The organism is Paenibacillus sp. S-12 (assembly GCF_030363895.1).
Classification (GTDB): domain Bacteria; phylum Bacillota; class Bacilli; order Paenibacillales; family Paenibacillaceae; genus Paenibacillus_B; species Paenibacillus_B alvei.
In genome coordinates this window covers 18396-38740 of sequence record NZ_JASIUF010000009.1, presented here as the reverse complement: position 1 = coordinate 38740, position 20345 = coordinate 18396, and the positions used below count along the sequence as shown (strand labels likewise).

Sequence of the window (20345 nt, the reverse complement as noted above, 5' to 3'; positions counted from 1 at the left end):
TGCCTCCTAGAGATGTTTGAAATCGCTTACATAAATCATTATAAAGAAAACCACCGGCTTCAGGCAGGTGGCTTTTTGCAGACTTTTATAGCTATTTTTAATGTCTTTTTTGGTAACGCTGTCATGAGATATGCCGCGCAGGTTAAAAATGAACACAAACATCAGTAAATCGAACGAAGTTCCATAAATTCTACGCCATGAGGCTCCAATACGGAGATATGGTTTATCGAGCCGCCGTCGATATCTATTTGCCGCACCTCCAACCGCGGTCGAGAGCCGGCCTTCAGATATTTGATATCATCGGATGTGAGCGATTCGGGCGCCCCCATCCCTACCCAACGGTCGTAGCTGCTTCCATTGTTCCGATCGAGCGCATAGGTTGTCATTCGGTATTTCCCGCTCGGTATTCCTTTCATAACAATGCTAAGTTTGATCGTTTTCTCATCTTTGAAGCCATTGTATCGGTTCGTCATATCGATGAAGGATGTATCTCCCAGCGCGTATAGGTCATCGAAATGGCAATAATTGAAGGTAAGGACTTGATACCCGCCCCGCCCTGCTGTTACGGCATACCCATTTCCGCGTGCAATGAGACGTTCCCCCAGCTTCGATAGCAGCTCGTATGCAATGAGGCCCGCCTTCGGAATGCCGAATTGAGCGATCAGACCGAGTCCCCCATGGAATATGTGCGGCGAGGCCGCTGTCTCCTCGATGTTGTCGCTCAGTACCCAATAGCCGAAACCGTTAATGCTGTCCAAATTATCAATAACATTTTTGACAATATAGGCGGCCTTATATAGGGTGTCATTGGTTAATTCCCGATGATAGGCAGTAGAATTCCATTCCGTAATGTACAGTTTTTTGTCGGTTAGCCCTTGCTCGGCCAGCAATCGCTTTTCCCGAGATAGCATGTCCCGCAGGTAATCCGGATTGGACGATATCCCCCTGAATTCCTCCAGCAGCTTGCGATAAGTCTGCAATGGACACCGTTGATCCAACTGCTCCTTGCTGCGAATATCCTCCAGATTGTCATGCGGATAAAAATGTAGCGGAATAAAATCAGGCAAGCAGTCATGTTCCCTGCAGTATGCAAAAAAGACATCGTTCAGCTCGTTCGAGCGAAAAGTAATAATGCGGCCGGGGGCGCCTATTTGCAGCTGAGAAGATATGCCCTTCAGCGTCCGGTAAGTACGCATGTACAATTCTAAATACTCGGTTATGGTTCCCGGCCAGAATGCCAGCAACTCAGGCTCGTTCCAAAATTCAAACTTCCAGCTTGCCACCTCTTCGAACCCGTAACGATTCATGCAATGGCGCAGGAATCGTTCGACGAGCTCGCACCATATAGCGTTCGACTTCGGAGGGCTAACACAGCTCTTTTTATAAAATACCGTTTTGCTCGGGTTGGCCGCCAAAAGAGATGGCATAAATCCAAGCTCTACAAACGGCTTCAAACCAATGGATAGTAAAAAGTCGAAAAGCTGGTCGACAAATCTGAAATTATAGTGAACCCTGCCCGCATCATCCTCGTCGTAAACCATCATTTCGTCGTCGAATATGCCGTGAAAACGCAAATGTCGAAAAGGACATACGCGTTGAATGTGACGCAAATGCTCCTGTACATCCGCATGAAGTCCTTCTTTGGCTTTTCCGATCGTAATCAGGTTTTTCCATGTATGCTGGACAGGACGACCCAGAGCGGATGCATCCACCTCGTAGGTCTCATGCTCTACCTTGCGTATTTCTGCTGTACCAATGGACGGAGTGCGCCGCAAATATTGATTAATAATCCCAAGGGCATTTGATTGATTAAATGATAAATAGTTTGATGAAAGAGGCTTCTCTTTATTTCCCGTATGCGGCCGATATTGTTTGCGATAATCGCTCGGAGTCATACGATATTTCTGTTTGAAGGCGGCATAAAAGGACTTCGCATTTGGAAAGCCGTGCATCATGGCGATATCCGCTATTGGCGCATCATCATTGCGGAGCAGCTCCTCGACCGCGTTTTTCAAGCGTATGCTGGTTAAGTAAGACTGAAAGTTCACGCCGATATTATCGCCGAAAAATCTGGAAAGATAGGGTACTGACAAATATTCTCTCTCTGCAATCGCCTGAAGTGTTATCGGCTCTTGGTAATGCTCGTCAATGAACGTAATGATCCGCAGCATGCGTTCCATATACTTCTCATTTATTTTCCCTTCCAAGACAGGACGTTTGAACTGCTTGATTAGAATGGAGAATACGCCAAGCATGCATATTTGCATATCAAGCTGGTACCCCTCGCCCTTCTTATATTTCAACTGAACCATTTCCGCCAGGCATTGGCGAAGACGATCCAGAGCGGACTTCTGTTCCTTGCTTGCGCTATGCGAATAACACGCGAAATTGATGCCTTCTATCCCGTTTATATTCTCCTTTATATATTTTAGCGGAATAAGGAACGTGGCAATGATGTTCACGCCAAGCCCGATGACTTCATGTACATGACATTGATTGATCACCAATACATCGCCTTCCGATAAAGAATATTGTTGATCGTGCAAAGTCACCTCCAGGTTGCCTTGCAGCACGAATATGATTTCAATGCTGTTGTGCCAGTGATTGGGCACATAATTCACGCTGTGCAATGAAACGTCGAAGGGCAATGCCTCGTCCGTTTCAATGAGTTCGTATATCGGATTGCTCATCGATGTCTCCTCCATTGCTTTCGCTTTGAGCTAAATCTCATTCTTCATTCCATATTCTTTATTTTATAGAAAATCAGATGCAAATAAAAATCGTGTTCTAACATACACACAATATTGATTCATCCCTATCGATCACTTCCTGACAGGCATAATAAAAAGCGACTTCCCCATAAAGAAGTCGCTTTTGTATACGTCCAACAGTTTTTAATTTCCATGATCAGCAGGGTATGATGTCTTACATTGCTCCAGTACGTTCCCATTGGTGAAGAAAGCCTTTATCCAGCCAGCTTCCGCCGTCCACGGTTATCACGTCGCCCGTTATGTATGAAGCATATCGGGACACCAGGAATGCGGCGACAGATGAGATTTCTTCCTTCGTTCCTAATCGCTTTAGTGCGACGTTATCAATTACGGCTTCCTTCATTTGCTCATTGGCCATCAGCTTCTCTATTCCACCTGTTCCTTCAATTGGACCGGGTGCAAGACAGTTGATGCGTATTCCGTATTTCCCCCATTCCGAAGCAAGCGTGCGCGACATTGCAATAATTCCAGCCTTCGCCGAAGCAGAATGCACGACGCCTGGGCCTCCTGTCCATGCATAGCTGGCAACAATATTAAGCATCGCGCCTCCTTTACCAGCTGCAATCATTTGTTTTCCAACTGCCTGGCTGCAGTACCATGTTCCGTTGAGCACGATATTCTCCACCGCGTTCCAACCATTCACGGACAAATCTTCGGCCCTGCACACGAAATTGCCTGCCGCATTATTTACGAGAATGTCGATGCCGCCCCATGTCTGCACCGTTTCATTCACCATGGATTGCACCATTTCGGGATTGCGTACATCACACTCATAGGCCTGTGCCTTGCCTCCAAGCGATGTGATTTCTTCAACGACTGGACGCAAACGTTCCATACTTCTGCCACAAATCATGACCGAGGCTCCAAGACGTGCAAAATAGAAGGCCATATCCTTCCCCATCCCGGACGATCCTCCCGTGATGATAGCCACTTTACCCTGTAAAAGATCTTGCTCCATTTCTGCTTTCCCCCTTATTTGCTTCATCGTACACAGGTTTCCGCTTCCATGCTGTGCAGATCGGAATTTGGAGCAGCATCTAAGGGGCTGTTAACTTATCCGATCGTTATTACTCCTGCTGTTTATATGCAATCGCATACATTACATATATTTACATTCACCTTACCACATGAAGATTTATCTGTAAACGTTCTCCTTCTCACTTCAATTGAACATCGGTTACATATGCAGTAATATTTCCTTTATACATATTCCCAGACGGCGTTCTTATCGTATTGGCAGCTTTGGCATTGGCATTATTGTAGGCAGCAATGACATAGGCTTCCGAATTGTCCATATGTACTTTATTATTGATAAAGATATTGTTGCTGCCCCATCCCGTGACAACCTCATGAAGCTGGAATGCATCTATGATCGTGTGATTGCCCTCCTGATATCCCACATTATTGCGTATAATCGCATCATTGCCTTTCACATCCATGAAGCTATCTGCATAGTTGGCTCCGCTGATCCCTTCGCCGTGAAAAATACAGTTTTCTACTATTGTTCCTAACGTTCTTTCCTTAATATCAACATGTTCAGCGGTCACTTGCGGGCCAAACACAACATTTCGAATCGTATTGTGATGGGTGGCTTGATTATAGCCTGCGCCGTCGGCAGAACCTACGTATACCCCTTCCCCATATCCTGGTGCAGTTCTGCCGGTATGATGAATGCTTGAATTCTGAATCGTACTGAACGAGCTGCCGTCTCGAAAATGGACGCCTTCCATGCCCGTATTGTACACTTCTACATCAGTGATGAGCGAATAATTGGAATGATCCAGGATGATCCCCTTCTGTGCATTCGTGAATTTAAGATCGCGTATCTCCCAATAATCGCCTCGTACCCGCATGGCATAACCCGATGAGGTTGAATTTCCGGATAGTACAGCAGGATGGCTAGGGTCAGCACTGCGAATTACAATAGGCTGGCCAAATGCTCCGTTAATGTCTGAGGAAAAGCTGCCCTTATATATTCCCGGCGCAAGCACGATTGAGCTCCCTGGAGTAATCCTCTTCAATGCCTTGGATAGACAGGATGTCGTATTGCAAGTTATCTCCTTCGCATCACCCCTGACGGTTGCTGATAATGGTTCCCCAGCAATGCTGCTCCAAGCTAAAGCTTGGGTTGGTGCTAAGCTAATCACAAGTAAAAAAATCAGGCCATACAGCCATCCTCGTTCTGGTTTCAGCGAACGCAGATCAGCTATTTGCATCTCCATTCCTCCTCATCGTATTGGTACTTATTTATACTTTTCTGACAGAGGGTTCATTCGATACAATTGCAGCAGATATAGCTAGCTTGGCTGTATTTCGGCTGTAAATCGTGCCATTACGATCGTGTTATAATAATGGCCGTCTGACAAGAGCTTGTCCTTTTTTAAAATTCCTTCTACCTCAAAACCGAGCTTTTTATAAAGGTGAATCGCACCTTCATTCGTTTCCAGTACATTCAACGTAATTTTCTTAATCCCGTTGGCTTCTGCCCATGCAATCGACTGCTGCATCAGGTTTTTGCCAATGCCGTATCCCCAATACTCTTTCAATACACATACTCCGAATTCGACTTTGTGTGAGAATCGCTTCAAATAAGTTCCCGCGCATCTCGAAAAACCGACGATACGATTTTGCACTACAGCAACGAGAAACAAATTTCTTGAGCTCTCGGAGTCCGATTTGATGATTTGTTCAAATCCGCTGGCATCGATGAAAGCCTCACCTTGTTCGCGATCCATATTTTCGGTCTCCCCATCAATTTGCACTCTTGCTGCAGATAACGCTATCGCATCGCTGTTTACCGCAGATCGAATCGTATAACAAAGACCATTCATGTTGAATTCTTTATCATCTATTATCATTTATATCCTCCTTGAATTAAGGTGCAGCATGCTAGAACCAAGCATATTTTCTAACTAAAAACAAACAAGGATGAGTCTTTAAGCAAGGGAAATGACCCTCTCATGACTCATCCTTTTATAAAACTTATTTCCTATCACTAAATGAAATGTGTAATGTGTACTATTATGCCAATGATTACCTTGAAATGCGATTTTGCTGCAGTTTCAAATGCAATATCGGATAAGGACGTCCGCTACTATCCGTTGGCGACTCGTTTACGATCGAAAAACCATTTTTCAAATAAAACATTTTTGCACGCTCATTATCTTTATTGACATCAACTGAATTTACCCCAAACTCCTTGATAAGCAATTGAATGATTTGTGTTCCGTACCCTCTTCCGCTCTTGTCGGGATCTAAAAACAACATCTCCAAATGGTTCTGATGAGTACCCGAAAATCCGACGAAAGAGCCTTCAACAAACCAAAGACGCACATCAAGATGAGGAAAATACAAAGGGATTTCTTCGCGAATTTCCAGCTTATCCTCGAGTTTCAAAAAATGATGGGTAGCGGTTACGGATCTATCCCACAAATTCAAAATAAGCTCATGATCATTTCCTGTCGCTTTTCTGTATTTCATAAAACAATCCTCCTATTTTTTTATCACGCTCCTTTCCCTAATTTATTAATGATCTTAATTACACGGCTCCAACCCATATACGACATCACACATTCTCCCTTTGCCATTCGAATCGATTACAACATCAATTTTCCAGCTACCCATCATTTTACAAGCTATATTTGGAAATAGTCAAATCAGCATCGGCAAGCTTTCATTCCATTAGTTAGCGCTCAAGTTATCTGAATACTTATCTTTTAAATTTCATGTTGATTCTATGCTGTTTGCTGGAATGTCTCATGAAGAGGCGCCTCTCCAGATAATGTCCGCAGCATATGCAGACTAGACGAGTTCAAGCCCGTCAGCATTACTTGCTTCTTATTTTCACGAAACTTGTTAAGCACCTTATCGATTGCATGAACGGCTGAGTCATCCCAAATATGTGCCTGAGTGAAATCAATCTCGATATGATTGGATTGGCAATTGAAATCAATCGCCTTCACGAAGCTTGTTGTAGAAGCAAAGAATAGTTGGCCTGTAACCTGAATTCTTGTAGACTGCCCATCGTTCTCTTGAACAACCTTAATTTTAGAGATTTTCGCAACAAAGAACACGGCACTCAGCAATACGCCTGCAATGACACCTTTGGATAAATCATGCGTAGCTACAACGATGATGACGGTAGCCACCATAACAACAGCATCAGTTATAGGAGCCCTGCGCATATACGTAAAAGATGACCAATCGAACGTGCCTATCGATACCATAATCATAATGCCGACTAGCACCGGCATCGGAATTTGAACGACCAACTCGCCGAGCACGAGAATCAAGAACATTAAAAATGTGCCCGCAACGAATGTAGACAATCGGCTGCGGCCTCCTGATTTGACGTTGATGACCGATTGCCCGATCATGGCACATCCTGCCATACCTCCAAAGAACCCATTTATCATATTGGCAATTCCTTGCCCTCTTGCTTCTCTTGCCTTGTCGCTTCCCGTATCCGTCATTTCATCAATGATCGTGGAGGTTAGAAGTGATTCCAATAACCCGACCAAGGCCATAGCAAAGGAGTATGGTAAAATGATCATCACTGTGTCGAGCGTAAAAGGCACATCGGGAATAAGGAAGGACGGCAAGGATTGCTGAATATTTCCCAGATCCCCAACAGTCCCGAGCTCAACATGGCCGAAAATAGATACGCTTGTCAGTAGTACAATTGCAATTAAGGGAGCCGGCACGGATTTAATCCATCTAGGCAGCATGTATACAAGCAGTAATGTGATACCGACGAATACATAGGTCATCGTTGAAATTCCCCAGAAGTGCGGCACCTGTGCCATAAAAATAAGTATGGCGAGTGCATTTACAAACCCGATCATGACCGCTCTCGGGATAAATTTCATAAGTCTATTAATTTTACAAATACCGAGAATAAATTGAATAACTCCAGTTAGAATGGTTGCAGCAAGCATATACTGCAAGCCATACTCCCTTACTAAAGGCGCCATTACCAACGCCATCGCTCCTGTGGCTGCTGAAATCATGCCTGGTCTTCCACCGGCAAAGGAAATGATGACGGCAATGCAAAAGGAAGCATATAGGCCCACCATCGGATCTACACCTGCGATAATCGAAAATGCGATAGCTTCCGGAATGAGTGCTAGAGCGACCACGATTCCTGACAGCAAATCAGCTCTTACATTAGAAAACCATTGTTGTTTTATTTTTTCCCCCACAATTTCACACCTCTTACTTATGTTCAATACAAATCTAGAAACAACTTATAAAACAATAGCAACAGTGTATCACGGCAAGCCTCTAAATGGAACCATTTTGGGACTTTTTTTATTTCAAAATTGAGATATGATATGATGAGAGTAGCTTTGATAAAGGAGCGAATCAGGTGATAATCGGATACATAAGGCCTTATTTTGAAGATGATAGCTGTGAGGAACAGTTGAAGCTGCTGGAGGACAAATGTGATCGAATCGTTCAGGAAGAGCACTCCTCTGCCAAGAGAAGAGTCGCATTATATGATATGGCACATCAACTACAACCTGGTGATACCGTGATGGTGTCGAAGCTGTACAGCTTGGCAGATTCAACGCGACATCTCATGGAAATGCTCGAATTATTCGATGAAAAGCAGTCGTGTTTCTGCTCATTGCAGGAAGAAATCGATACACGAAAGGAATCATGTGCCAATTTCAGATTGATGGTTACGCATTTACTGGAATTCCAGAGTGACGTCATTAGTGAGAAGACAAGACAGGGCATGTATGAGGCGAAGCGCAATGGAGCAGTTACCGGACGTCCGCGCAAGCCTGATGAAAATGTAAAACGAGCCATTACCATGTACGAGAGCAAGCAATATACTTTGGCTGACATTAAAAATGAAACGGGTATTAGTAAGTCGACCCTCTATCGATATTTAGAGAATTAATGATAGTTCGGTTCCTATAGACGTGCAAAGACGCCTCCGAAACCACTGAATTTGTGGGAATGGAGGCGTCTTTTTTCATGTATGTTCTTGCCAATTCTATCAATTATATCAGTTCTGCCCCATCGCTTCCAGACACTCTGGAAGAAGCTGACCGCCATCAACGATGATGGTTTGACCCGTAATGTAGCCGGCCTCCTTCGAAGCCAAAAAAAGAGCGGCGTAAGCGATATCTTCGATGCTTCCGAGCCGCTTGAGCGGAACGGACGCCGTCATCGCATTCAGATAATGTTCCCCAAGGCCTTTCAAGCCTTCCGTCATGATGTTACCGGGCATGACGGCGTTAATTGTAATATGGTAACGCGCAAGCTCAAGCGCCGCGCTGCGCATGAATCCAAGCTGAGCGGCTTTACTCGCACCGTAATGCGACCATCCGGCATAACCGGTGGCCGGCCCCGTAATGGAAGAGGTAACAATGATCCGGCCGTACTCCGCTTTCTTCAAAAAAGGCAAGCAAGCTTGAAGAGAAAACAGCGTCCCGCGTGCATTCGTGTCCATCACCTGATCCCACTGCTCTCCGGTCATCTCCTCAATCGACGCATTCGGAAAAATACCGGCATTGGCACAAAGCACGTCAATCCCCCCGAAAGTACTTGCCGTTTCGTTCGCAACACACTTCATCGACTCCAAATCGGAGACATTGCCTTCGAAAGCATGAGCAATGCCTCCATTTTCTTGGATTTCCGTTACGGTTTCCATCGCTTTTGTCAGGCTGCGTGCAACAACTGCGACGTTCGCCCCCTTTGCAGCGAAGGTTCTCGCAATTCCTTTGCCGATTCCTTTGCTTCCTCCGGTCACAACAACCGTCTTATCCTTCAGTGGCGTTAGCATGTAGATGTGCCCCCATCCTTTTCAATATGTGCTACAATATCCCATCACTTAGATTCCTTGTTATCGTACTACATACCCAAATGCGGGGGCAACTTGACTTATGAACACTTAAACACTCATAAAGAATCCTTCGAAGTTTGAAACCTGCTTCTTATCCAGACATTTGGAGAGGGACGGTATCCTTATGAATGTGCACACTCATCACTAAGCCAATTGTCAGCATATTCGTTAGCATGGAGCTGCCTCCATAACTGATAAATGGCAAAGATAAGCCTGTTAGCGGGACAAGTCCGATATGCATGCCGATATTGACGAACACTTGGAATACGATCATGCCCACTAAGCCAATTACAAGATAACCTCCCGCTAGATTCATGCTTGTATTGGCAATGAGGACGATACGATAGATCAGCATAAAATACAGCAGCAGCAGAACAGATGAACCTAGAAATCCATATTTTTCACCGATGACAACATAGATGGAATCCGAATATGCATATGGAATGAAGCCTCTATCCATATAAAACCCGTCGCTCCCGCTTAAGCCCCCAGTCCCAATGGCGCTCATTGCATTTTTCACATGCCAAGATTTATCAGGATCGCTCGTCGGATCAAGGAAGGTCTGAATTCTTGACATCTGATGGGGCTTGACGAGCTTCGCGAGCAACTCATAATCCGCAAAATAAAGCCAGCAAATCGTTCCTACTGCAATTGCGATCACGGACAGGCAAATGACCATGTAAAGAGCCTTAACGTTCCCCATCCACAGCATGCTTAGCATAACAGCAATAAATACGAGCGCAGTGCCTAAATCCGGCTGCTTCATAATAATAACGGTGGGCAGAAGGAACACCAGAGCAAACGGCACGATATCGTACAGCAAGCGGAGCTGCTCCCCTCCCCGCTTTTGCAAAAGATGCGCTGCTAGCAGTACCGTTGCGATCTTCATCATTTCAGACGGTTGGAGCTGAAAGCTTCCAATGCTCAGCCACCGAACTGCACCGTTAATATTTTCACCCTTGAACATCACGAGCAGAAGCAGCAGGATCCCTAACCCATATATGACATATGATAGCTTCCCAACTAATAGATTGTAGTCAATGGTTGCAAGCAAGAGCATTGGAATGCAAAATACGCCAAACAGCACGATATTATTCACATGTATGCCATGCAGCTTCGTTTGAAATGTTGCCTCATATACCGCAATTGTACCAATCGCAATAAGACATCCTACAATAACTAGAGTAAACTTATCGATCTTACTAAGTTTGCGCAAAAATATGATCATAGCTCTGTTCCTTTTGATTTCCTTTCCGACCGTAGCCCTGTTGCTGCCGTCTTCGATAGTTATCACGAGAAATGCTGAGGATAATGCCTGTGCTTGCCATACATAAAAGTAAGGAAGATCCCCCGTAGCTAATGAAGGGAAGCGGAACACCGGTTATTGGAAGAAGTCCGGTGACTGCCCCTAAATTAAGCATAACCTGAATAAAGATCATGCTGACAATTCCGGTTCCAAGCATAATGGCAAAGGGATCATCGCTTCGCAGCGCTGTCATGAAGCCTTTTACAACCAAGATGAAAAAGCCGAGTACCACCATACATGCGCCGATAAAGCCGAACTCTTCTCCGATGACCGCAAAAATGAAATCAGTATGCGCTTCTGGAAGATAAAATAGCTTCTGAATACCGTGTCCGAATCCGGTTCCTGTCATTCCACCATGAGCAAGAGCATAAATGGATTGGATCAGTTGATAGCCTGAGCCTTGCTGATCCTCATAAGGATTCATAAAAGACGCGATGCGCTTAAAGCGGTAGCTTTGGCTTACTGCCAAATAGATCATTACAGGCGAAATTCCAATAAATAATAAGCCTAACTGACGTAAATTAACGCCGCCAATGATAATAACAGTTAGACAAATAAAGAATAGCATGAGAACAGATCCGAAGTCGGGCTGCTTCATAATAAGCAATGAGATGAAGCTCACTACGATAAGAATGGGCAGCAGCCCCTTCTTAAAGCTTTGGATACGCTCTCCCTTGTTGCTAATTAGAGATGATATGTACATGATGAGTGCCAGCTTCGTGAATTCAACCGGTTGAAACTGAAATCCAGCTACAACAATCCATCTTCTCGCTCCATTCATGCTGCTGCCTGCCGCCACAACGACAAGCAGAAGGACAATAGAAACAAGCAGCAAATAAGGCGCTGTTTTCTTCCACACGCGAATGGGAATATTCATCATGACGAACATACCGACGAGTCCAATGCAGGCAAACTTGATTTGCTTGGATGTATAATACCAGGGATTATCATGCTTCACGCTGCCCAATGCGGAGCTTGCGCTGAATATCATCGCCATGCCAAAACATGCAAGCAGCACGACGGTAAATAACAACAGGAAGTCTGGGCGGCCTTTTTTCATTGTCGGTTCCATCAGCTATGCCTCCGTTCTTGCACGGGGGTGAGTTCAATTACTTTTTGGATCGGGGCTCCATCAACTTCTCAGCTGTTACCGCAGGATCGAGCCAATTCGCGATAAGCTCGCGCGCATATGCCAGATCCCCTTCGTCCAGGTTGTAATACCAAATACCGTGCTTCATCATCCCCTCTCCATCTAAAGCATAGGTTGTGAATTGAGGGAGAGTGTCCTTCATGAAGATGGATTTGGCCAGATCAATCATATCGGATGGAGAAATGTCTGTTGTAAAGTGCTCGCCCGCAATGCCAAGCAGTTCAGGAATATGGCTGAATTTATCCAACTGAACCGCACGTTCCGCTATGGCCTGTAAAAAAATTCGATTGCGCATCATGCGATCCATATCGGAATCCTCGCGATATCTTACATAGTTAAGAGCTTCGAGACCGTTGTAAATGGGCTTGTTCGCTTCAATTCTGAATTTGTCATGATTCCAGTTTTTATTGACAATATCTTTTGTTATCGGTAACTCAATCCCACCTAGCGCATCCACAACATTCTTAAATCCTGTGAAGTTGATGGCTGCATAATGGGTCACGGGATGCTGCAGCAGATGCTCTACACTGTCAACGCTCATTTTGGCTCCGCCGAACGCATACGCATGGGCGATCTTGTCTTGTTTGTTCTTTCCTACAATTTCGGTATAGCTGTCACGTGGAATGGACAATAACAGAATCCGATTCTCCTTGCGCCTCACGACAGAATAAATCATTGAATCTGATCGGCCTATTTCCTTGTCCCGCTGATCAATTCCAAGGAGCAGAACCGAGAAGGGCTCATCTTGCACCAATGGATTTTTAATTGTTAATGGCTTATACGCTTCCTCCAGCTTCTTCTCCACCTGCTTCGATAAAAACATATCGAAGGTCATGAGGGCAATCTGCTTGCGGCATAGATATCCCACCGTCGCTGTCACTACGAGAAGAAATGCCAGCGAAATGATTATCCATTTTTTATTGATTTTCATTGTTGCCCCTTTCTCTTTCATTCCCTATTTCTTATGTGATTTCTTGATTTCTCATCGGCATTTACATCGAAATCAATCTGTCCACTGTATGTTTTTTTGTCCCATAACTTCAACGCCTGGTCCTGCCATGTATATACATCAAGACCATTTTCGTCGCCGCCCATTGTCCAGCCTAATACAATCTCGGGCAAGCCGTCCTTGTTGACATCAGTCAAGCTAGCGTAATCAAGTCCGTATCCGTAGCCCTTCGTATCCCACACGATGTTCCATTGCTTATTTTCGTATCTGAGCAAGGCCGCCTTGCGCGTCTTCTCATTACGTACATTCTCTTCATACACGATAACAGCTTCATCGTGGCCATCCCCATCGACATCTCCATACGATATACCGGTATTCCCTCCCCCATGCTTTGGGATTAATAATCGGGAGCCGTCAGGCAGTGCCCGCCGAACAACAGCATCATGGCTATGACTTGCGGGAAGTGGTGGCTGAATGAGGTCGATAGGTGCAGCTGGAACTCCACAACCAACTGTCCACATGAGCAACCCCAATATCCATATTTGCCGCATCTTCTGTCTTCTCATTTATCCATATCCACCTTCCTTGCCTGATCGTACTCCATGTATTAGTGTATATTTTCAATTGGATGAAAGGGTTATGAAATCGTTAAAATTCATAATCATTTTTCCTCTTCTCGATCAATGACTTGCTCATTTATGGGCAAATAAATACGAACTGTCGTGCCAACACCTGGCTCACTATCAATTTCCATCCTGCCATGATGGAGGCGTATAATCTCTTGACAGATAGACAGTCCGAGCCCGCTTCCAGTTGGACTGTTCTTTCCTTTGTAAAATTTCTGGAGCACCAACTTGAGCTCCTCTTCCGCTATACCGCAGCCGGTATCTTGAATATGAATCATAACTTCTCTATGACAAACTTCGGTATGAACAACGATAGTACCGCCTGCATCCGTAAATTTAAGCGAGTTGTCCAACAGGTTAATGAACACCTGTCTCAAGCGATTCTCATCGGCTGTGATCTTAGGAATATCGGAGTCAGCATAAATATCAAGACGTATTCCTAAACGCGCAGCCCTTGGAGCCATCAATATGCCAATCTGCTGGATCAGTTCGGGAACATGCATAGAGCTTCGTACCAATTCGAGCCTGCCATTATCCAGCTTGGATAAGTCTAATAATTCGTCTACTAATTGAGCTAGCCGATCTGTTTCTGATTCAATAATATCCAGTCCTTCCGTCACCAATGACTCATCACGTGCTGCATCTGCCTTCAATGTTACTGTCCACCCCTTAATATTAGTCAGCGGGGTACGAATCTCATGCGAGACCGAGGAGATAAATTCATTTTTATGCTGATCGTTGCGGCTGATTCTGGACGCCATTGCATTCATCGTGTCCGCAAGCGTTCCTAGCTCATCTCGATAATATTTTTTGGCTCGTATAGAAAAGTTGCCATCCGCCATCTGTTCAGCGGCTTTTGTCAGTTCTTTTATGGAGTTGGTTATCGTTCGCGATATGAACAGACTTAACATCGCAACAATGAGGACAACGAGCACGCCCGCTACAATAATTAGACCGGAGACATAACGAATGGCTTCAATTGTTCCCGTGAGAGAACTGATAAAGCGAACGATGCCTACTGTTTTGCCTTTTGATTGGAGCGGATAAGAAACGGCAACTATATTCTCATTGGTGTCGCCATCAACGCCGCGCCATGTGCCTGCTGCACCTCCAGAGGCCTGCTGTACGTCAGCGTATTTGATGAACGAAATGCCTGACCTAGCGCCAAATGAATCTTGTATCATATGTCCGGCGGCATCCAAGATCTGAACCTGTCCGGAAGTATGCTGCGAAAATGCTCTAACGAGCCTTTCCGCTTGCTCATTCACTTCTTCTTCTGAGAAATATTGTTGGAAGAATGAGGCCGAGATTTCAGCTTGATTCATCAGCGCCCGCTCAACATTATAGTGATAGTAATAGTTGACTGAAGTGATCAAAATGACTTCTAATATGCATACGGTTGCTAGGATTACAGCTAAATAACTGCCAACTAACCGTTGTTGAATGCTCAATCTTTATTCTCCTTTCTTCCAACGATACCCCATCCCCCAGACAGTTTCGATCCGTCTCGGATTCGAGCAATCATCCTCAATTTTCTCTCGCAGCTTGCGAACATGAACATCAACCGTCTTCGGATCGCCAATAAAGTCTTCGCCCCAAGCTAAATTCAATAACTCATCTCTTGATAGAGCCTTATCCGGATGCTCAAGAAATGCCTTGATCATGCCGAACTCTTTTGGAGTCAGCTCGATTTTTGCACCGTGCTTGAACACTTTATTTGCTCCCTTATCCAGTCTTATCGGGCCAGATTCGAGTACGGTATTTGATACAGAAGATGTTTGTTTCGTACGACGCAAAACCGTCTTGATTCTGGCAACAAGCTCAAGCGGATTGAACGGCTTCACAATATAATCGTCAGCTCCAAGCTCAAGCCCTTTAATTTTGTCAAAGTCCTGTCCCTTAGCGGTCAAAAAGATAATGACGATATTCGCATCTATTTGTCTAATCTGTTGACAAATATCGAAGCCCTCCATATCAGGCAGCATAATATCAAGAACAACAGCGTCCGGCCGATTATCCGTAAATTGCTTCATCGCCTCTATCCCCATTGCCGCCTCACTCACTTGAAAACCATTACGCTCCAAATTAATCGAAATAAAACGGCGTATATGACTGTCATCCTCAACGACTAGCACATGATTGCGGATTTGTGACTCTATCGAGCTGGTCCATTTATTCATCGAATTCTCCCCCAATCGATTTGCTTATATAACGAATCGGATTCGTACTTACTCTGAATAAAGTAAACAGCCCTCCCTTCCTCGGGAGAGCTGTTGATGAAAAAGGCTGCTATAATTGCGCACAATTCAAATAAGCACCGTTCCCCCTGGTACAGTTTTGGCACTATACAACGTAAAGAGGCACATGCCTCTTAGCCACATTATGAAAAGCCTTAATCCGGCAATCCCTGTTCTACCCATTGGCATCTCTCGATGTTTCCGGGCAGTGGCCTATATTCGTATAGGAGCCTCACCTAACGAGGACATATTCTACTTCCTGCATCTTACCTTCAATGTTCAGAACTGTCAATGAAGCCGTGCTTGCAATCAAGAGAGGTAAATGAATGATATCTGAGAACATTTCGGACAATGAGAGCAGCGCTAGCTTGAATTATTCCTTAAAATTAAGGCTACTCTAACGGTGAGCCTGCTAACGGATCCATTTGGGCCACTAGGGAGAAATTGAAAAACAGCTTGTTGCTGGTCACTGATTCGATATCGATTATTTCAAATATTCAGGTATGTAAGTAAATCTTGAAGAACAACCGTTCGATCCTTTCATGGTTTGTTCCTTTCTTCCCGAACAAGCGATCAAATAGTCCTACCGAGAACTATGTCATATCATACCATCTCTGATCCCATGATTATTGACTAACCAACCATTCTGATTGCCCGAACGAAAGGAAATAAGCGAGTCCTCCCGCAGCTTACTACGGGGAAAATTCATAGCAACCTTTTTCACGTATTAGGGGGGACAAAAACAGCCAGTTTCCATCTGGACGACTACTGAATGATAAATACGTAAAGGTAATATATCCCATATTTATCATGGATATTTTAATCCTCTGTGACTTAAAATGTAGATGCCAGTGTTTGCTGCTAAACCAATATATTGTGAGCACTTCCATCCGCTTTCTTGCGATATGAACATGATGACAGGAATGGAAAGGAGAAATTTCGAATGAGACGTCTATCCTTATCCCCCGATAAAATCCGAACACATTACCAAGCCATAGTAATCGGGTCGGGGTATGGCGGAAGCATCGCAGCCTCCCGATTGTCCAGGGCGGGCTTACAGGTCGGCCTTTTCGAGCGTGGAAAAGAATTTCTTCCGGGCGAATTTCCTAATACGGAGCTCGAAGCCGTAAGAGAGCTATCGTTTCGGTTGCCGAACAATTCCATTGGCTCCTCCGCAGGACTGTATCATTTTCAAATCGACGATGATATAAATGTGCTTACTGGGTGCGGCTTAGGAGGTACCTCCTTAATTAACGCTAACGTTATGCTCAAAGCTGAACCTAGGGTATTCGAGGATGTTTGCTGGCCCAAAGAAATCCGTCATGATCTCCATACTTTGATCGAGGAAGGTTACGAAAGGGCAAAAGAGATGCTGAAGCCGTCTCCTTATCCGGACGATTATCCTGCTCTACTCAAATCCAAAGCGCTGGAGAAATCGGCTAAACATATGGGCTATCCCTTTTTTAAGCCCGACATTGCGGTTACCTTCCAAGAATGGAAGGACGGAATCAACCATGTAGGCGTTGAGCAACGTTCTTGCGTTTGCTGCGGAGATTGCGTATCCGGATGCAATTATGCGGCTAAGAATACGCTCGCGATGAATTATTTGCCGGATGCTTACAATTTCGGAGCGGAAATTTTTACTCAAATCGACGTTTCACATATCGAGAAGAAGAACGGTCATTACTTAGTGCATTATAATTTGTTGCAGGAAGGCAGTGACCTGCTGAATAAACAGGAGACCTTGTTCGTCACTGCCGAACTGGTCGTACTAGCAGCAGGTTCTCTTGGAAGTACAGAAATACTACTTCGGTCCAAAGCCCGTGGACTACCTCTTTCTGGACAAATCGGGCGGCACTTTACCGGAAACGGCGACGTTCTTGCTTTTGGTTATAATACGGAAACGGAAGTGAACGGCGTCGGCTTCGGTTTTTTGGATCCCACATCGATGGATCCCGTGGGGCCTTGTATTACCAGTGTGATCGATCTGCGAAACCAGTATGCTCTTAATGATGGCATGATCATCGAGGAAGGCAGTCTCCCTTCCCCATTATCAAATATCATCCCTGCTAAACTGGCATTGGCCTCTAAACAGTTCGGTGAACCACTGAGCCCGTCAGTGGAAGATCGTATCGAGGAAGTGCAAAGAGAACTTCAAAGTTTAGTGCAGGGTGCTCGCACCGGTGCCACACGCAACACGCAGACGTACTTGGTCATGGCTCATGATGACTCTGCTGGCCAATTGTATTTGGATAACAAACACAATCGATTACGAATCAGCTGGAAAGACGTAGGCAAACAACCCATTTTTGAAGAAGTCAATATCAAACTTAAACGAGCTAACGAAGCTCTAGGCGGCGGGGAGCATCTCAAGAACCCATTATGGAGTAGTCATTTCGATAAACATCTGATTACGGTTCATCCCTTGGGAGGCTGCAATATGGCTGACAAGGCGGAGAGTGGCGTCGTAAATCATAAAGGGCAAGTATTTTCCAGTATAGAGGGTGAAAACGTGCACGAAGGTTTGTATGTGTGCGATGGTTCAATCATCCCCCGTTCCCTTGGTGTCAATCCGTTGCTAACTATCGCTTCTTTAGCGGAGCGAAACTGTTATCTTCTTGCACAAGATCGTAATTTACGGATCGACTATCGGCTTCCCTCCCGTCCACCAAAAGAGGATTCAATGCCTAAGCAACTCGGTCTATCATTCGTAGAAACGATGAGTGGCTATTTCGCATTACAAACAACGGATAATTATCATGACGCCTATGAAATAGGCCGGAGGGAACATTGCCGATTGAGCTTTACTGTTACCGTGCGCATTGACAACTTGGAAGACTTTCTTGAAAATCCAGAACATCGTGCGGCGATTACCGGAATCGTTGATGCTCCTGCTTTATCGGACAAGCCATTATCCGTCCATCAAGGAGAATTCTATATATTAAGGAGAAACTCTGATCAGCCGGATGCTAAGGAAATGCGGTACCGATTACAACTTACCTCAGTTGAAGGACGGGACTATTTTATCGAGGGGTTCAAAAGTATCAAACACGATACAAAGCTCGATCTTTGGGCTGATACAACAACACTCTACATGACGATTTTCGACGGTGGGAATACTGGAGCTACTTTACTGGGCAAAGGCATTCTAATCCTTGAAAAAGAAGACTTCATGAGACTGCTCTCAACGATTCGCATTTTGAATGAGTCCGGATCTATTGAAAAAATGAAGGCGATCGCCCGTTTTGGAACGTTTTTTGTAGGTTCTCTTTACGAAACCTACGGCAGTATTTTTGCCAAAGAGCATGTATTTAACCCTATGGCTCCTCCGCGCAAAAAACGGCCTTTACGCACTGGAGCACCCGAGTTGCATTATTTTGCAACCGGAGACGGGATTGAACTTCGTCTTACCCGATATCAGGGGGGCAATAAAGGTCCGATTATGCTCTCTCACGGATTTGGTGTCTCAAGCATTATTTTTTCGTTGGATACGATTGAAACAAACTTATTAGAGTACTTGTACGCTCATGGGTATGACGTTTGGTTGCTTGACTGGCGTGCCAGCATCGAGCTGCCACACCATCACAATCAGTTTACACTGGACGATGTTGCGAACTTCGACTATCCCGCTGCTGTCTCCACCATTAAAAAGGTAACGGGAGCTGCTTCCATTGATGTTCTGGCCCATTGCGTCGGTGCGGCCACATTCACCATGTCAATGCTTAGTGGACTTCAAGACGTACGTTCTATTATCCTTACTCAAATCGGGGCTCACTTCAAACCTCCCCTGTTAAACCGGCTTAAGGTAGGATTATATACTCCGACCGTTTTGAAAGCGCTAGGTATCGATTCGTTACAGGCATATACGGACGCTCAGGACGACTGGGTTGATCTCTTGTATAATCAGATTTTGAAGCTGTATCCTCTTCCCATTGAGGAACGGTGCCACAGTCCAGTTTGTCGCCGCGCAACCTTCATGTACGGGCTACTATTCGAGCATGAGCAATTGAACGATTTGACCCACGAATGCCTCTTTGAAATGTTCGGAGGGGCCAATATTTCAGCTTTCGAGCATCTGGCCCTCGTCTTTCGGGAAGGAAAACTGCTGCGGCACGACGGAGCCGATGTGTATATGAAGCACTTGGATCGGCTGGCAGTTCCCATCACCTTTATTCACGGAGAGGCCAATCAAGTGAATAAGCCCGAAGGTACCAGGATAACTTACGATCAATTGCGTGATCGTAATGACCCCTCGCTCTACAAGTATCACGTCATAAAGAATTATGGTCACATCGATTGCTTATTTGGCAAACATGCTGTTCGCGATGTGTACCCGCTGATTACAGACCATCTGGAAAGCGTACAGCAACGTTCAAAGCAACTGTAGTATTGCGTAGAAATTAGATTCACTCGATCCTCACAATGCAAATTGTAAATCGCTCTCCCAATA

Annotated in this window: 15 protein-coding genes and 1 riboswitch; of the genes, 2 read left to right on the top strand and 13 right to left on the bottom strand. The window is 45.0% G+C overall.

Features of this window, described 5'->3' with window-relative positions:
• Positions 1 to 161: 161 nt before the first annotated feature.
• The 6 genes from NO352_RS09320 to NO352_RS09295 all read right to left on the bottom strand — a co-directional run bounded on the left by NO352_RS09320 (position 162) and on the right by NO352_RS09295 (position 7972).
• Positions 162 to 2690: a GH39 family glycosyl hydrolase gene (locus tag NO352_RS09320; protein WP_289355447.1), complete on the bottom strand. Its 2529-nt coding sequence runs from the start codon at positions 2688 to 2690 to the stop codon at positions 162 to 164.
• Positions 2691 to 2925: 235 nt separating this feature from the next.
• Positions 2926 to 3729, bottom strand: a complete 804-nt coding sequence (fadH, locus tag NO352_RS09315; protein ID WP_005549157.1) for a 2,4-dienoyl-CoA reductase — start codon at positions 3727 to 3729, stop codon at positions 2926 to 2928.
• A gap of 199 nt (positions 3730 to 3928) precedes the next feature.
• Positions 3929 to 4987, bottom strand: a complete 1059-nt coding sequence (locus NO352_RS09310) for a right-handed parallel beta-helix repeat-containing protein (RefSeq protein ID WP_289355446.1) — start codon at positions 4985 to 4987, stop codon at positions 3929 to 3931.
• 81 nt (positions 4988 to 5068) lie between these two features.
• Positions 5069 to 5629, bottom strand: a complete 561-nt coding sequence (locus NO352_RS09305; protein WP_289355445.1) for a GNAT family N-acetyltransferase — start codon at positions 5627 to 5629, stop codon at positions 5069 to 5071.
• Positions 5630 to 5804: 175 nt separating this feature from the next.
• Positions 5805 to 6251, bottom strand: coding sequence for a GNAT family N-acetyltransferase (locus NO352_RS09300; RefSeq protein WP_005549163.1), 447 nt, complete (start codon positions 6249 to 6251; stop codon positions 5805 to 5807).
• Positions 6252 to 6505: 254 nt separating this feature from the next.
• Positions 6506 to 7972, bottom strand: a complete 1467-nt coding sequence (locus tag NO352_RS09295) for a SulP family inorganic anion transporter (protein ID WP_289355444.1) — start codon at positions 7970 to 7972, stop codon at positions 6506 to 6508.
• Between the two features lie 167 nt (positions 7973 to 8139).
• On the opposite strand from NO352_RS09295, the gene NO352_RS09290 reads away from it, so the two are divergent.
• The gene (locus NO352_RS09290; RefSeq protein WP_289355443.1) at positions 8140 to 8679 is read left to right on the top strand and encodes a recombinase family protein; all 540 of its coding nucleotides are present in this window, start codon (positions 8140 to 8142) and stop codon (positions 8677 to 8679) included.
• A gap of 108 nt (positions 8680 to 8787) precedes the next feature.
• Here the strand turns inward: NO352_RS09290 and fabG are convergent, their stop codons facing one another.
• From fabG to NO352_RS09255, 7 genes are all read right to left on the bottom strand, one after another.
• The gene (gene fabG, locus NO352_RS09285; RefSeq protein ID WP_289355442.1) at positions 8788 to 9567 is read right to left on the bottom strand and encodes a 3-oxoacyl-ACP reductase FabG; all 780 of its coding nucleotides are present in this window, start codon (positions 9565 to 9567) and stop codon (positions 8788 to 8790) included.
• Positions 9568 to 9718: 151 nt separating this feature from the next.
• Positions 9719 to 10855: an FtsW/RodA/SpoVE family cell cycle protein gene (locus NO352_RS09280; protein ID WP_268600347.1), complete on the bottom strand. Its 1137-nt coding sequence runs from the start codon at positions 10853 to 10855 to the stop codon at positions 9719 to 9721.
• Positions 10830 to 12005 carry a putative lipid II flippase FtsW gene (gene ftsW / locus NO352_RS09275; protein WP_171419395.1) on the bottom strand — a complete coding sequence of 392 codons (1176 nt, stop codon included), beginning with the start codon at positions 12003 to 12005 and terminating at the stop codon, positions 10830 to 10832. Before ftsW ends, NO352_RS09280 begins: the two co-directional genes overlap by 26 nt.
• 37 nt (positions 12006 to 12042) lie before the next feature.
• Complete coding sequence (locus NO352_RS09270) at positions 12043 to 13014, bottom strand: LCP family protein (RefSeq protein WP_289355441.1); 972 nt, start codon at positions 13012 to 13014, stop codon at positions 12043 to 12045.
• A gap of 17 nt (positions 13015 to 13031) precedes the next feature.
• A complete protein-coding gene (locus NO352_RS09265) occupies positions 13032 to 13598 on the bottom strand; it encodes a hypothetical protein (protein WP_289355440.1) in 567 nt (188 codons plus the stop codon).
• Between the two features lie 95 nt (positions 13599 to 13693).
• Positions 13694 to 15109, bottom strand: a complete 1416-nt coding sequence (locus NO352_RS09260) for a sensor histidine kinase (protein ID WP_289355439.1) — start codon at positions 15107 to 15109, stop codon at positions 13694 to 13696.
• Positions 15110 to 15112: 3 nt separating this feature from the next.
• Positions 15113 to 15838, bottom strand: a complete 726-nt coding sequence (locus NO352_RS09255) for a response regulator transcription factor (protein ID WP_005549178.1) — start codon at positions 15836 to 15838, stop codon at positions 15113 to 15115.
• Between the two features lie 135 nt (positions 15839 to 15973).
• Positions 15974 to 16146, bottom strand: a riboswitch (M-box (ykoK) riboswitch).
• Between the two features lie 692 nt (positions 16147 to 16838).
• Between NO352_RS09255 and NO352_RS09250 the strand changes: the two genes are divergently transcribed.
• Positions 16839 to 20282, top strand: a complete 3444-nt coding sequence (locus NO352_RS09250) for a GMC family oxidoreductase N-terminal domain-containing protein (RefSeq protein ID WP_289355438.1) — start codon at positions 16839 to 16841, stop codon at positions 20280 to 20282.
• Positions 20283 to 20345: the final 63 nt, after the last annotated feature.